Origin of the sequence: Woeseia oceani, assembly GCF_001677435.1 — a bacterium.
Classification (GTDB): domain Bacteria; phylum Pseudomonadota; class Gammaproteobacteria; order Steroidobacterales; family Woeseiaceae; genus Woeseia; species Woeseia oceani.
This window is the reverse complement of sequence record NZ_CP016268.1, coordinates 2,182,951-2,196,569: the sequence shown is the minus strand read 5'-3', so window position 1 is coordinate 2,196,569 and position 13,619 is coordinate 2,182,951. Positions and strand designations below refer to the sequence as shown.

Annotated in this window: 12 protein-coding genes and 1 tRNA gene; 11 read left to right on the top strand and 2 right to left on the bottom strand. The window is 57.2% G+C overall.

Going from position 1 to position 13,619, the window contains the following annotated elements; genetic code table 11:
- The first annotated feature begins 29 nt into the window (after positions 1-29).
- The 10 genes from pheA to BA177_RS09815 all read left to right on the top strand — a co-directional run bounded on the left by pheA (position 30) and on the right by BA177_RS09815 (position 9,349).
- Entirely contained in the window at positions 30-1,145 is a 1,116-nt protein-coding gene (gene pheA / locus BA177_RS09860) for a prephenate dehydratase (protein WP_068615825.1), read from the top strand.
- Between the two features lie 7 nt (positions 1,146-1,152).
- Entirely contained in the window at positions 1,153-2,463 is a 1,311-nt protein-coding gene (aroA, locus tag BA177_RS09855) for a 3-phosphoshikimate 1-carboxyvinyltransferase (RefSeq protein WP_068615823.1), read from the top strand.
- A complete protein-coding gene (gene cmk, locus BA177_RS09850) occupies positions 2,460-3,149 on the top strand; it encodes a (d)CMP kinase (protein WP_068615821.1) in 690 nt (229 codons plus the stop codon). Before aroA ends, cmk begins: the two co-directional genes overlap by 4 nt.
- A gap of 145 nt (positions 3,150-3,294) precedes the next feature.
- A complete protein-coding gene (rpsA, locus tag BA177_RS09845) occupies positions 3,295-4,977 on the top strand; it encodes a 30S ribosomal protein S1 (protein ID WP_068615819.1) in 1,683 nt (560 codons plus the stop codon).
- 96 nt (positions 4,978-5,073) lie between these two features.
- On the top strand, positions 5,074-5,376 hold the full coding sequence (locus BA177_RS09840) for an integration host factor subunit beta (protein ID WP_068615817.1): 303 nt from the start codon (positions 5,074-5,076) through the stop codon (positions 5,374-5,376).
- 111 nt (positions 5,377-5,487) lie between these two features.
- Positions 5,488-5,784: a lipopolysaccharide assembly protein LapA domain-containing protein gene (locus tag BA177_RS09835; protein WP_068615815.1), complete on the top strand. Its 297-nt coding sequence runs from the start codon at positions 5,488-5,490 to the stop codon at positions 5,782-5,784.
- Positions 5,774-6,979 (top strand): lipopolysaccharide assembly protein LapB, encoded by a 1,206-nt coding sequence (lapB, locus tag BA177_RS09830; protein ID WP_068615813.1) that lies wholly within the window; start codon positions 5,774-5,776, stop codon positions 6,977-6,979. The genes BA177_RS09835 and lapB overlap by 11 nt, the downstream gene beginning before the upstream one ends.
- 132 nt (positions 6,980-7,111) lie before the next feature.
- Entirely contained in the window at positions 7,112-7,402 is a 291-nt protein-coding gene (locus BA177_RS09825) for a ComEA family DNA-binding protein (protein WP_068615811.1), read from the top strand.
- A gap of 137 nt (positions 7,403-7,539) precedes the next feature.
- Complete coding sequence (gene galU / locus BA177_RS09820) at positions 7,540-8,409, top strand: UTP--glucose-1-phosphate uridylyltransferase GalU (protein ID WP_068619185.1); 870 nt, start codon at positions 7,540-7,542, stop codon at positions 8,407-8,409.
- A 316-nt stretch (positions 8,410-8,725) separates the two neighbouring features.
- Positions 8,726-9,349 carry a LysE family translocator gene (locus tag BA177_RS09815; protein ID WP_068615808.1) on the top strand — a complete coding sequence of 208 codons (624 nt, stop codon included), beginning with the start codon at positions 8,726-8,728 and terminating at the stop codon, positions 9,347-9,349.
- A gap of 773 nt (positions 9,350-10,122) precedes the next feature.
- On the opposite strand, the gene BA177_RS09810 is transcribed toward BA177_RS09815, so the two are convergent.
- Positions 10,123-10,198: transfer RNA gene (locus BA177_RS09810), tRNA-Asn, on the bottom strand.
- Positions 10,199-10,273: 75 nt separating this feature from the next.
- Complete coding sequence (locus BA177_RS09805) at positions 10,274-11,455, bottom strand: pyridoxal phosphate-dependent aminotransferase (protein WP_068615805.1); 1,182 nt, start codon at positions 11,453-11,455, stop codon at positions 10,274-10,276.
- A 60-nt stretch (positions 11,456-11,515) separates the two neighbouring features.
- Here BA177_RS09805 and uvrB point away from each other — a divergent pair, with 60 nt between their 5' ends.
- Positions 11,516-13,543 carry an excinuclease ABC subunit UvrB gene (gene uvrB, locus BA177_RS09800; RefSeq protein WP_068619183.1) on the top strand — a complete coding sequence of 676 codons (2,028 nt, stop codon included), beginning with the start codon at positions 11,516-11,518 and terminating at the stop codon, positions 13,541-13,543.
- Positions 13,544-13,619 lie beyond the last annotated feature (76 nt).

The following is a 13,619-nucleotide window of genomic DNA, read 5'->3' as shown; positions in this document are numbered from 1 at the left end:
TCGCTTGATGACCGTCAGCAGGCAAACGCATGTCCAAAGCCAGTAAGGATTCAGAAGCAGCCGTTGATCTGCCCGCAATGCGCAAGCGTATTGATGAGGTTGATCAGCAAATACAGGCGCTGATCAATGAACGGGCCCGCTTTGCCCAGCAGGTGGGCATAAGCAAAGGCGACCTGGCGGCAGCGGTGGACTATTACCGTCCGGAACGCGAGGCGGAAGTCCTGCGCAAGGTGCTTGCGCGCAATGAAGGGCCTTTGCGTGACGAAGAAATGTTACGGCTTTTTCGCGAGATCATGTCAGCTTGCCTCGCGCAACAGGAGCCCCTCAAGGTCGGCTTTCTTGGGCCGGAAGGGACTTTTACACAAGCGGCTGTTTACAAGCACTTCGGGCACTCGGTGCGCGCCTTGCCATTCGGCACGATCGACGAGGTTTTCCAGGAAGTTGAGAGTGGTGTTGCCGATTTCGGCGTCGTGCCTATCGAAAACTCTACGGAGGGCACAGTCAACAACACGCTCGACATGTTTCTTACATCGCCGCTGAAGATCGGCGGTGAAATTGAATTACGAATCGAACAGCACCTGCTCGGCACCATGCAGAGTCTCGAAAAGGTTGAGCGTGTGTGTGCGCATGAGCAGGCGTTGGCACAATGCCGCGGCTGGTTGCGGGAGTATTTGCCGCAGGTGGAGCTTATTGGCGTCAGTAGCAATGCCGTTGGTGCACGCCGCGCCCGCGACGAGTCAGGTACGGCGGCCATTGGCAGTGATGCAGCGGCCGAGGTCTACGATCTGAGAATCATGGTCAATAACATCGAGGACAGCGCGGACAACGCGACCCGGTTTCTCGTGATAGGCCGCAACCTGCTGGCGGCGAGTGGGCTGGACAAGACGACCATCATGGTATCCACCAGCGGTACGGCGGCAGGCGCGGGCGTACTGCATTCCTTACTGCAGCCGTTTGCCACGCATGGCGTGAACATTACCCGGATTGAGTCGAGACCATCGCGGCGACGCAACTGGGACTACGTCTTTTTTCTGGATATCGACGGGCATGCCGAGCAATCACCGGTGTCTGAAGCCTTGGCCGAATTGCGCGAGCTAAGTTCGCTGTTTCGTGTACTTGGCGCGTACCCGCGTGCCATCAGTTAGGCCGGGCATGCATTATCTCGTTTCTCCTTCCGCCGTCGGCAATGGCTCGCTGCGGGTACCGGGTGACAAATCCATCTCGCACCGGGCGCTCATGTTTGGTGCTATTGCGGAAGGGCAAACGCGCGCCAGCGGCTTTCTCAACGGCGCAGATTGCCTGGCGACACTGGCGGCACTGCGTTCGCTGGGCGTGAATATTGAGGAATCGGCTGACCATTCGGTGGTCATTACCGGCGTCGGATTGCACGGTATGAGGGCGCCGGCCATCGACCTTGACCTGGGTAATTCGGGAACGGCGATGCGCCTGTTTTGCGGTTTACTCGCAGGCCAGAGCTTCTCCTCAACACTGTGCGGCGATGAGTCACTCTCGGGTCGGCCCATGGGGCGCGTAGTCGAACCGCTGATGCGGATGGGCGCGGAAATTCACAGTGCGGACGGGCGACCGCCACTTAAGATTGTGGGCGGTAACCAGCTGACCGGTATCGATTACGCAATGCCGGTCGCAAGCGCGCAAGTAAAATCAGCAATTCTGCTTGCCGGTTTGTACGCGCATGGCGCGACCAGTGTGCTGGAGCCGGCGGTATCGCGTGATCATACCGAGCGCATGCTTACCGCGATGGGCGCTACCGTATATCGTGACGCGGAGCGGGTATCAATCCTGCCGGGCTCAGCAATGCGCGGGATTGATATTGTGGTGCCGGGCGATTTGTCGTCAGCCACGTTCCCCATGCTGGCCGCACTGATCGCCGACAACAGCTGCGTCATGTTGGAGAATGTGGGGGTGAATCCTACCCGGGCAGGGGTCATCACTATCCTGCGGCAGATGGGAGCGGATATACGCCTTCATAACGAGCGTCGTTGTGGCGATGAGCCGGTTGCCGATCTGGAAATTCGCTCGTCGAAGCTGCGGGCCATCACGCTGGACCCGGCGCTGGTGCCACTTGCGATCGATGAGTTTCCAGCCTTGTTCGTGGCGGCAGCCTGCGCCGAAGGGACGACAGAATTCAGCGGTCTCGCAGAGTTGCGGGTCAAAGAGAGTGATCGCATCAGCGCGATGGCGGATGGCTTGCGGGTGCTCGGCATTCGGCTCGAAGAGCAGCCGGACGGCATTCGCATCAGCGGCGGCCCGATCGGGAGTGGCACCGTCCAAAGTCACAGCGACCACCGGATTGCCATGGCATTTGCGGTGGCCGCAAGTCGAGCCAACGACACCGTGCGGATCGAAGACGTGGCCAATGTGAATACCTCATTCCCGGGATTTGTCGACCAGCTGCAGTCGATCGGAGTTGACATAATACAGGGCGGGGTCGCAGGGTCATGAGCAGTGCGGCAGCGCCGGTCATTACGATCGACGGGCCCAGCGGGTCGGGTAAAGGCACGGTCGCAAGGCGAGTTGCGCAAACGTTGGGCTGGCACCTGTTGGACAGTGGCGCACTCTACCGGCTGGTGGCGCTGGCCTCCTTGCGTGCGGGCGTTGACGCTACGGACGAGCCACGCCTGAGAGAGTTGGCGGTGGAATTGCCCGTGGTGTTCGCCGTGAGGGCCGACGGCAGCGAACAGATCCGGCTGGGCGACCAAGACGTGACCCTGGATATCCGCACGGAGGAGTGCGGTCTCCGAGCCTCCGCGGTCGCGGTCCTGCCTGCGGTGCGCGAGGCCCTGCTGGAGAGGCAGCGCAGCTTTCAGGTCCCGCCGGGTCTGGTCGCCGATGGCCGCGACATGGGCACGGTGGTGTTCCCGGCCGCGGCCCTCAAAGTGTTCCTCACCGCCAGTGCCGCTGAGCGCGCGAATAGGCGCTATAAGCAGTTGAAAGAAAAGGGACTTGGTGTTAGCCTTGCCGCCCTTTCGCGGGACATTGAGGACCGTGACAGGCGGGATTCCGAGCGATCGGTGGCCCCGTTACGACCCGCAGCCGATGCCCGAATTCTGGATTCCAGTGACCTGACGATTAACGAAGTCAGCGACAAGATTCTCGGATGGGCGCGACAAGGGCAGCTCGCGAAATAAATCCGACTTGCAAGTTGGGTCGGTAAACCCGGTAGTACACCGATACGACAGGATCGTCGTGTCTTTTCTTAAAGTAACCGTCGGCTAAAGGAAGTAGCTGGGCGATTGGGTTGAGAGTCGGTTAACGATTCTCTGGTTTATTCTAATGTCTGAAAGTTTTGCTGAATTATTTGAACAGAGTTTTGCCAGTCAACATATAAAGCCAGGCGCCATCATCACCGGCACCGTAGTTGACATCAATAATGACGTCGTCATCGTCAGTGCAGGTCTCAAGTCTGAGGCCGTTATTCCCATCGAACAATTTCGCAATGATAAGGGCGAAACCGACGTCAATGTCGGCGATGAAATCGAAGTAGCACTTGATGCTGTTGAAGACGGCTTTGGCGAAACCAAACTCTCGCGCGAGAAAGCTATACGTGCCCGTACCTGGACGCAGCTCGAAAAAGCGTTTGAGAAAAATGAAGTTGTCATCGGAATTATCAATGGTCGCGTTAAGGGCGGCTTTACCGTTGAAATCGACAACGTTCGCGCCTTCTTGCCTGGTTCGCTCGTGGATGTACGTCCCGTGCGTGACCCTGCGTACCTCGAAGGCAAGAGCCTTGAATTCAAGGTTATCAAGCTCGATCAGCGTCGCAACAACGTCGTTGTATCGCGTCGCGCCGTTGTCGAACAGGAATACAGTGCAGAGCGCGAAGCGCTGCTGGAATCCTTGCAGGAAGGCAATGTCGTCAAGGGTATCGTCAAGAACCTGACCGACTACGGTGCATTCGTCGATCTCGGCGGCATCGATGGCCTGTTGCACATTACCGATATGGCGTGGAAGCGGGTCAAGCATCCGTCGGAAGTCGTCAATGTTGGTGATGAAATCGACGTCAAGATCCTGAAGTTTGATCGTGAACGTCAACGCGTATCACTCGGTATCAAGCAGCTGGGCGACGATCCGTGGCATGACCTCGCACGTCGTTACCCGCCGCAGACACGTCTGTTCGGCAAGGTAACCAACATTGCTGACTACGGCTGCTTCGTGGAAATCGAAGAAGGCGTTGAAGGCCTTGTGCACGTCTCGGAAATGGATTGGACCAACAAGAACGTCAATCCGTCCAAGGTTGTGAACATCGGTGACGATGTTGAAGTGATGGTGCTTGAGATTGATGAAGAGCGCCGCCGCATCTCACTGGGTATCAAACAGTGTCAGTCGAATCCGTGGGCCGAGTTTGCAGCGACCATTAATCGCGGCGACAAGGTCAGCGGTCAGATCAAGTCGATCACCGATTTCGGTATCTTCATCGGTCTGGACGGCGGCATCGACGGTCTCGTTCACTTGTCCGATATTTCCTGGGATATGACCGGCGAAGAAGCCGTGCATAACTACAAGAAAGGGCAGGAGATCGAAGCAGCTGTACTCGCAATTGATGCAGAGCGTGAGCGTATCTCGCTGGGTATCAAGCAGCTGGACAAAGACCCGTTCTCGGCCTGGCTTGCCGATCATCCGAAGAACACGGTTGTTAAGGGTACGGTCACGGAAGTGGACGCACGCTATGTAATCGTTGACCTGGGTGACGGTGTGACCGGCTCCTTGCGCTCCTCTGAATTGGCCCGTGGCCGGGTGGAAGATGCCCGCACAATGATCAAGATTGGCGATGAGATTGAAGCGAAGTTCACGAATGTGGACCGCAAGAATCGCAGTGTTGCTCTGTCGATCAAAGCCAAAGAGGTTCACGAAGAAGCAGAGGCGCTCAGCAGCTACAACTCCGACTCGGGCAGTGCCCCGACCGGTACCACACTGGGCGAGCTTCTCAAAGAAAAAATGTCCGGCGAGAGCAATTAAGAAAAAAGATTGGCCCGGGCCTCACGGTCCGGGCTATATTTCCTTTATAATCGGCGGCTTAGGCGGAACGACACCGGGAATCAAGCGAAGCGTGTTATGACAAAGTCTGAACTGATCGAAATAATCTCAAAAAAACAAAAGCACTTGCCCGCCAAAGACGTTGAGTTGGCCGTCAAGCACCTGCTCGATCTGATGAGCGACTCACTGGCTACCGGCCAGCGGATAGAGATTCGTGGCTTCGGCAGTTTCTCGCTGCATTTTCGTCCACCACGCATCGGTCGCAATCCCAAGACGGGCGAAGCTGTCGCTTTGTCCGGTAAGTACGTTCCTCACTTTAAGCCCGGCAAGGATCTGCGTGAGCGGGTCAATGAGAGTCGGGAGTTTCCGATCAAGTCCTGATTGACCCCGTCACGGCAGTTTACTTTTGCCGTGCGGCTTACCATCGATCAGCGAAACCAATACACTGTGCGAATCGCATAGGAGCCGCCGGCATACGGCGGGAGCGGGCGCATGTTCAAAAAAATCGCGGTAATTTTCGTTGTACTGATTATCATTGCCGTCATGGTCGTATTTACTGACCGCAATCCCGGGCAATTGCCGCTGGACCTTGCCTTTGGCGTTGTCGAGCCGTCAATTGTGTTGGCGATTTCTCTGACCTTCGTGGCGGGCTGGGTCTTTGGCCTGTTGTGCACTTGCCTGTTTATCATGCGTCTGGTGAATGACCGACGACGTCTGCGCAGCGCGCTGCGCCAGACGGAGTCCGAAGTCAGCCGTTTGCGCAACATGCCGATTGCCGATGCCGACTGAATCGACTTTCTTACTGGCCGGTCTGTTCCTGCTGCTGGTCGCAGCAGGCTGGGCGCTGGGCCGTTTCGGTGAGCGCGACGAGCAGGACGAGGTCGCTCCGCCCATTAATACCGATTACCTGAAAGGCCTGAATTTTCTGTTGAACGAGCAGACAGATCAGGCATTGGAACATTTTCTCAAAATGGTCCGGGTCGACGACAAGACCATAGAAACCCACTTTGCGCTGGGCAGCCTGTTCCGTCGTCGGGGCGAAGTTGACCGGGCAATCCGGATACATCAAAACATCATTGCGCGTCCCGATCTGGCCGCGGAGCAGCGAGACCTGGCGCTGCTCTCCCTTGCTAAAGACTATTTACGGGCTGGCCTGCTGGATCGAGCCGAGAAAATGTTTGTGCGTCTCGCGGAGGGATCGCGGCATCAGGTGGAGGCTCTGGAACGCCTTTGCCGCATTTACGAACAGGAACGTGAGTGGCAACGTGCGATCGACTGCAGTCAGAAGTTGGAGATTCTGAGCGGCAAGTCTCTGGCGTTGCAGATAGCCCATTATTACTGCGAACTGGCCGAAAAATCGGCACTTGCCAAGGATTACCCAGCGGCGCGAGCTTTTGTGAAAAAGGCGCAAAGCGGACGTCCCAGAACGTTTCGCGGTGCACTGACGCGGGCCAACATAGCCAGGGAAACCGGCGACTTCAAACTGGCGCTCAAGCTTTACCACCGCGTCATGGACGAGAGTAACTACCTGATCACCGAGGCGTTGCCGAGGATGGTCGATATTCACAGGGAAGAAGGCACGGTCGAGCAATTGCAAAAAACCTTGCAGGCGATGCTCGACAAGCTCCCGGAAAGCGGCAAGGACGTCGCTTACACCGCTATCGTTAACAATATCGGCGGCATAGCTGTCATTGACGACTGTGTTGAGCACTACATGCTGAACGAGCCGACGTTGCTCGAATTTGTTGACTTGCGCCAGTTTGCGGCGGGCGATGACGGTGCCAGAAAGATGGCGCTTGACCGGGTCCGGGCTGCGCTCAGCAAGATGGCGGCAGCAACACCGCGCTACCAGTGTCATGAATGCGGCTTTTCCAGCCAGCGATTGCTTTGGCAGTGCCCCAGTTGCAAAAACTGGGAAACGCAGCGGCCGTTTACGCGGGTCCAATTTGACACACTGCTGCAACGAAGCGCCGCAACTGCCTAGTACATTTTCCCACGTTGTGCCGAGATTCGGGCGCAGCAACCTGCTACTCCTGTAATTATGCTTCGATCACCAGACGGGCTGCTGGGGAACCCTCGGCCAGCTGGTTGTCATCCATTCTTGCAGGAGTTCGACATGAGAAAAATCACTCATCATTGCCTGGCTGCGCTGGGCGTTGCACTGATGCCAATGCTGGCTTTTGCCGGCCCGGTTAACGTGAATACGGCAGACGCCGAGACGATCTCGGCTGAGCTGCGGGGCATAGGCATGAGCAAAGCGCAGGCCATTGTCGCCTGGCGAGCCGAGAACGGTCCGTTCAAGACCGTCGATGACCTGGCGCTGGTCAAGGGCATCGGCGAGCGTACTCTGGAAATTAATCGGGCGGACATACTGCTCGAAGGTGCTGCCGCCAATCCGCGCAAGTAGCCGGCAACATTCCCGCTGCAGCAAAGCTGCAGCGGGAATGGGATCAGCAGACAGATCAGCTTTTGAGACCTGCAGCGTTATCGCGGACCCACCGTATTGGTTATCATGCAGCGGACGTGTATCACTGGAGAGCCCTGTTGTCCAAACCAATTCGAGCCGTTGTATTCCCGGTTGCCGGTCGGGGAACCCGATTCCTACCGGCGACCAAAGCCAGCCCCAAGGAAATGCTGCCCATAGTCGACAAGCCGTTAATCCAGTACGCGGTGGAAGAGGCTGTTGCGGCGGGTGCAACCCGGCTGATATTCGTGACGGGGAGCTCAAAGCGGGCGATCGAAGACCATTTCGACACAGACGCGGAGCTCGAGCGGGCGTTGGTGGAGTCCGGCAAGGATGATTTGCTGGCGCTGATCCGGAACATCGTGCCGAAGGGCGTCTCCTGCATTTACATACGTCAGGGCGAGCCGCTGGGTCTGGGGCACGCGGTACTCTGCGCACGCAGCGCCGTGGGTGACGAACCGTTTTTCGTGCATCTTGCGGATGACTTGATACGGGGCGAGCCGGGCTGCCTGGCACAAATGGCCGGCGAATACAGTCGCCATGGTGGAAGTGTCGTGGCCGTGGAGGAAGTGCCACCCCATCGGACCTCGAGCTACGGCATCGTCGCAATCGATCATGACAACGACAACCGCATTACGCGAATTGTCGAAAAACCAAAGCCGGAAGTTGCACCGTCCAACATGGCGGTGGTCGGTCGCTACCTGTTGGATTCCCGCATTTTCGGCAAACTCGAGACCACAGGCCGAGGGGCGGGTGGGGAGATTCAATTGACCGATGCGATTTCCGATTTGCTGAATGAACTGCCGGTGTATGCGCATTCCTTCCATGGCGAGCGCTTCGATTGCGGTAGTAAACTTGGTTACCTCAAGGCGACGGTGGCCTACGCACTGGACCATCCCGAGCTAAGCGTGGGGTTTCGTGAGCATTTGCGAGAGATCGATCTGAAATAGCACCGATCGTTCCGGGTGCGCGGCGTGTCAGTTCGACAGGTGCATTGCCCAGCGACAAGTCAGCTGGGCGGTCGGTAACGTTCGCGCTAAGGGCCTCATCCTGTCGTCTGACAAGAGGTTTGACGACCAATGGGCCTGGGCAACAATAGCTCTTAAGGTAAACGGCATCTGACTGCGCAACGGGTTTGCGCCCGGTCGAAGGTCAGATGGTTAACGTAGCGCGAGGCCCGATGCCGTCCTTTGACTCTTGTCAGGTAGTACCCGACGCAGGCGTTGTGCCGTTCACCAACGCCGCCTGTCGTGCCAGAATCGCTTCATGGAATCATCGCTAACGTTCATCGCCAGCGCCGCGATATTCGGCTCTATGCTGATCCTCGCATTGGTCCCCAGCATGAGTGTGATCACAGTCTGCGCTCGCTCAGTGTCGTATGGGTTCGCGCACGGAGTGGCGGCTACGGTTGGCGTGGTTGTCGGCGACATAGTGTTCATTCTCATTGCCGTTCTGGGCTCGATTGTGATGATCGAATCTGTTGCGGGTTTGCCCACCGTGTTGCAATACGCTGGCGGTGTGTATCTGCTCTGGTTGGGCGTGCAGACCTGGCGATCCGGCTCCAAACCTGAAAATGTGAGTACGGTTGCACGGTCGTCAATTTGGAGCAGCTTTTTGGCCGGGTTGTTATTGACGATGACGGATCAAAAGGCCGTCTTGTTTTATCTCGTCTTTTTCCCCGCATTTGTGGACCTGACTTCCATCAATTCGGTCGACGTTGGCATAATCGTGATTCTGGCGACATTGTCCGTCGGTAGCGCCAAACTCGGCTATGCGTACCTGGCGAGCAGGACGACCGGGCTCCTGAGTGGCAAGATGGAACGGGCAATCAGAGGGCTTGCGGCGGCGCTGATGAGTGGGGTCGGGCTGTACCTGTTGCTCAAACCCTAATCGGGTCACTGGAGCAGGCAAAAGAAAGGGGCACCCACGGGTACCCCTTTCCATAATTGGCTCCTCGGGCCGGACTCGAACCCAATCGGCCCGCCTTGATTCGTGGATGCCCGTAGTTTGGTGCCGATTGATCTTCAGTGTCTTCTGAAGGACAAGGCGCAGAATTCTCGCTGGTGAGTCCGGATCGCTCTGCAAGCAAAAAAAAGGGGCACCCAACGGGTACCCCTTTCTAAAATTGGCTCCTCGGGCCGGACTCGAACCCAATCGGCCCGCCTTGATTCGTGAATGCCCGTAGTTTGGTGCCGATTGATCTTCAGTGTCTTCTGAAGGGAAAGGCGCAGAATTCTGGCTGGTGAGTCCGGACCGCTCTGCAAGCAAAAAAAAGGGGCACCCAACGGGTACCCCTTTCTATAATTGGCTCCTCGGGCCGGACTCGAACCCAATCGGCCCGCCTTGATTCGTGAATGCCCGTAGTTTGGTGCCGATTGATCTTCAGTGTCTTCTGAAGGGAAAGGCGCAGAATTCTGGCTGGTGAGTCCGGACCGCTCTGCAAGCAAAAAAAAGGGGCACCCAACGGGTACCCCTTTCTATAATTGGCTCCTCGGGCCGGACTCGAACCCAATCGGCCCGCCTTGATTCGTGAATGCCCGTAGTTTGGTGCCGATTGATCTTCAGTGTCTTCTGAAGGGAAAGGCGCAGAATTCTGGCTGGTGAGTCCGGACCGCTCTGCAAGCAAAAAAAAGGGGCACCCAACGGGTACCCCTTTCTATAATTGGCTCCTCGGGCCGGACTCGAACCAGCGACCAATTGATTAACAGTCAATCGCTCTACCAACTGAGCTACCGAGGAATTGTTGCGTGCCTAGACACGCAGGGCCGGCATTCTCGTTCAGAGCCATGCGCAAGTCAAGGCTACGGGTCGAGGTCAGGCCAGAACGCTGCGAATTCGGCGCACAGACTCTTGTAAGTCCTCGATTGAACAGGCGAAAGAGAGTCGCACGTAGCCGGGCGTGCCGAACGGACTGCCAGGTACCATAACAACCACAGCCTCCTGCAAGAGCAACTCGACCAGCTCGAAATCGTCTTTCAGGCCACGAGCTTCCAGCGCGCCGGTTACGCGCGGATACGCGTAAAACGCACCTTCACCGCGCCGGCATTCGAAGCCCGGTATGCCATTCAGGGCTTCGACGATGTAGTCGCTGCGCGCTTTATAGGCGGCATTCATCTCAGCGATGCAGGTCTGGTCGCCGTCAAGGGCGGCCGTAGCAGCCACTTGGGAGATACTGCAGGGGTTGGAAGTGCATTGGCTTTGAATGGTTTTCATCGCTTTGATGACTTCCGCCGGACCGCCCGCGTAACCAATTCTCCAGCCGGTCATGGCGTAACACTTGGAGACGCCATTAATTGTGACAACCTGATTCTTTAGCTCAGGCACCGCAGTCACGAGGCTGCAAAATGGTTCAGCACCCCAATGGATATGTTCGTAAATGTCGTCGGCGGCTACAACGACGTTGGGGTGGCGCAGAAGCACGGCGCCCAACGCTTCCAGTTCCTTGCGGGTGTAGCAGCTGCCACTGGGATTGGACGGGCTGTTGAGGAACAACAGCCGTGTGCGCTTCGTTATCGCAGCTTCGAGCTGTTCCGGCAGGATTTTAAAGTCACTGTCGATACCGGTCATGATCGATACGGGGATGCCGTCAGCTACCCGAACCATGTCGGGGTAGGAGACCCAGGCGGGTGCCGGAATGATGGCTTCGTCGCCGGCACTCAGTACACCCATGCAGAGATTGAAGAGCGTGTGCTTGGCACCGACTGAGACCAGAATCTGTTCCAGTCCGTAATCAAGTGCGTTGTCACGCTCGAACTTGCGCTGAATAGCCTGCTTCAGGCTCGTGGTGCCATCGATTGCCGTGTACTTGGTCTGGCCGTCGTGGATGGCGCGTATCGCCGCCTCTTTGATGTGCAGGGGTGTGTCAAAATCCGGCTCGCCAGCGCCGAGGCTGATGACATTCTTGCCTTCTTCACGCAGGCGGGCAGCGAGGCCAAGGACAGCGCTGGTGGCCGACGGCATCACACGACTCATTCGTTCCGAAACTGTTAGACTCACTCGCTTTTCTCCTATAAAGCCGCCGCAATGGTACGCGATTCCTGCGAGGCACCCAAGATAATGTCAGACACTGAACCCCATCGACTAGAGCTCGTTTCCAAGTACAGTCCTGCAGGTGATCAGGAAGCGGCAATCAGTGGTCTGGTGAGCGGGTTGCGGGACGGCCTGGCACGCCAAACCTTGCTTGGGGTCACGGGGTCCGGCAAGACCTTTACGATGGCCAGTGTGATCGCCGAAGTGCAGCGTCCTGCGATAATTCTGGCACCGAACAAGACCCTTGCCGCACAGTTGTACGGTGAGATGCGTGAGTATTTTCCGCGCAATTCTGTCGAGTACTTCGTTTCCTACTATGACTACTATCAGCCGGAAGCCTACGTCGCCAGCTCTGACACCTATATCGAGAAAGATGCGTCAATCAATCAGCACATCGAACAGATGCGGTTGTCGGCCACCAAAGCTCTGATTGAGCGTCCCGATACCATTATTGTTGCCACGGTTTCCGCCATCTACGGTCTTGGTGATCCGGAAGCGTATTTCAGCATGGTGTTGCACCTGGCACGCGGCGAATCAGTGGAGCAACGAAGCATTCTGAGCCGTTTGGCCGAGATGCAGTACACCAGGAATGAGATTGAGTTGTCGCAAGGCACCTACCGGGTCCGCGGCGATGTCATAGACATCTTTCCAGCGGAATCCGAGCGTGATGCAGTGCGCATCGAGTTGTTCGATGACGAAATTGAGGCGTTGTCGTACTTCGATCCGTTGACGGGGGAGGTCGTTCGCCGGGTGCCACGGCTGACCGTGTTTCCCAAGTCGCACTACGTTACGCCGCGCGAGAAAATGATGGCGGCCGTTGAGCAGATTGAAGCTGAGTTGCGGCCGCGACTTGAATACTTGCGCAAACACGAAAAATTGCTCGAGGCACAGCGGCTTGAACAGCGCACGCTGTTTGACATGGAGATGATCAAGGAACTCGGCTACTGCCAGGGCATTGAGAACTATTCCCGTTATTTGTCCGGACGTGAGCCCGGTGAGCCGCCCCCGTGTCTGTTCGATTACTTGCCGACCAATGCCTTGCTGGTTGTCGACGAGAGCCACGTTACGGTCCCGCAGTTGGGCGGAATGTACAAAGGCGACCGCTCACGCAAAGAAACGCTGGTCGAGTACGGCTTTCGTTTACCGTCAGCGTTGGACAATCGGCCTTTGCGCTTTGACGAGTTTGAAAATCTGTCACCGCAAACCGTCTACGTTTCGGCGACACCGGGTGATTATGAACGCGAGCGCTCGGACAATATTGTCGAGCAGCTGGTACGGCCCACCGGACTGATTGATCCGGAAGTGGAAGTGCGCCCAGCCCTGACCCAGGTCGATGACGTCTTGAGTGAAATTCGCCTGCGCACGGCAGCAGGCGAGCGGGTACTGATTACCACGCTCACCAAGCGCATGGCCGAAGATCTGACCGAGTACGTCCAGGAACACGGTGTGAGTGTTCGCTATCTGCATTCGGACATCGGTACCGTCGAGCGGATGGAGATCATTCGTGATTTGCGCCTGGGCGAGTTCGACGTGTTGATAGGAATCAACTTGCTGCGCGAGGGGCTGGATATGCCGGAAGTCTCGCTGGTGGCGATCCTCGATGCGGACAAAGAAGGCTTCCTGCGCTCCGAGCGTTCGCTGATACAGACGATCGGCCGGGCGGCCCGCAACCTGAACGGCAAAGCGATTCTGTACGCGGATCGTATGACCGGTTCCATGGAACGGGCGATCGGCGAAACCAACCGCCGACGGGAACGGCAGCTTGCGCACAATGCGCTGCACGGCATCGTGCCCGCCAGCATCATCAAGAGTGTCGCCGATATCATGGAAGCGGGGCAAACGGCCCCGGTTCGCGGCCGCAAGCGGGCCGCCGAGGACTCCGCCTCGTACGCCGCGATGACTCCGGAACAGCTGCTGCAAAAAGCGCAGAAGTTGGAAAAGCGGATGCTGAAACACGCGCGGGAGCTTGAATTCGAAGAAGCGGCTCGTTTGCGGGACGAAATCCATGCCTTGCGGGAAGCGGCATTGGGGCTTTCGGACCGTCTGGTTGGCTAGATTGAAGTTTCTGCCAAAAAGGCGCCGAGAGTGCTTGCTAAGGACCAGCTCCTTGAGTATCTTGGGCGCCGTTTTG

What these genes read in the sequence shown, in the direction of transcription:
- pheA (WP_068615825.1), top strand. Translation starts at nt 30, where the DNA reads ATGTCCAAAGCCAGTAAGGATTCAGAAGCAGCCGTTGATCTGCCCGCA.
- aroA (WP_068615823.1), top strand. Translation starts at nt 1,153, where the DNA reads ATGCATTATCTCGTTTCTCCTTCCGCCGTCGGCAATGGCTCGCTGCGG.
- cmk (WP_068615821.1), top strand. Translation starts at nt 2,460, where the DNA reads ATGAGCAGTGCGGCAGCGCCGGTCATTACGATCGACGGGCCCAGCGGG.
- rpsA (WP_068615819.1), top strand. Translation starts at nt 3,295, where the DNA reads ATGTCTGAAAGTTTTGCTGAATTATTTGAACAGAGTTTTGCCAGTCAA.
- BA177_RS09840 (WP_068615817.1), top strand. Translation starts at nt 5,074, where the DNA reads ATGACAAAGTCTGAACTGATCGAAATAATCTCAAAAAAACAAAAGCAC.
- BA177_RS09835 (WP_068615815.1), top strand. Translation starts at nt 5,488, where the DNA reads ATGTTCAAAAAAATCGCGGTAATTTTCGTTGTACTGATTATCATTGCC.
- lapB (WP_068615813.1), top strand. Translation starts at nt 5,774, where the DNA reads ATGCCGACTGAATCGACTTTCTTACTGGCCGGTCTGTTCCTGCTGCTG.
- BA177_RS09825 (WP_068615811.1), top strand. Translation starts at nt 7,112, where the DNA reads ATGAGAAAAATCACTCATCATTGCCTGGCTGCGCTGGGCGTTGCACTG.
- BA177_RS09815 (WP_068615808.1), top strand. Translation starts at nt 8,726, where the DNA reads ATGGAATCATCGCTAACGTTCATCGCCAGCGCCGCGATATTCGGCTCT.
- uvrB (WP_068619183.1), top strand. Translation starts at nt 11,516, where the DNA reads ATGTCAGACACTGAACCCCATCGACTAGAGCTCGTTTCCAAGTACAGT.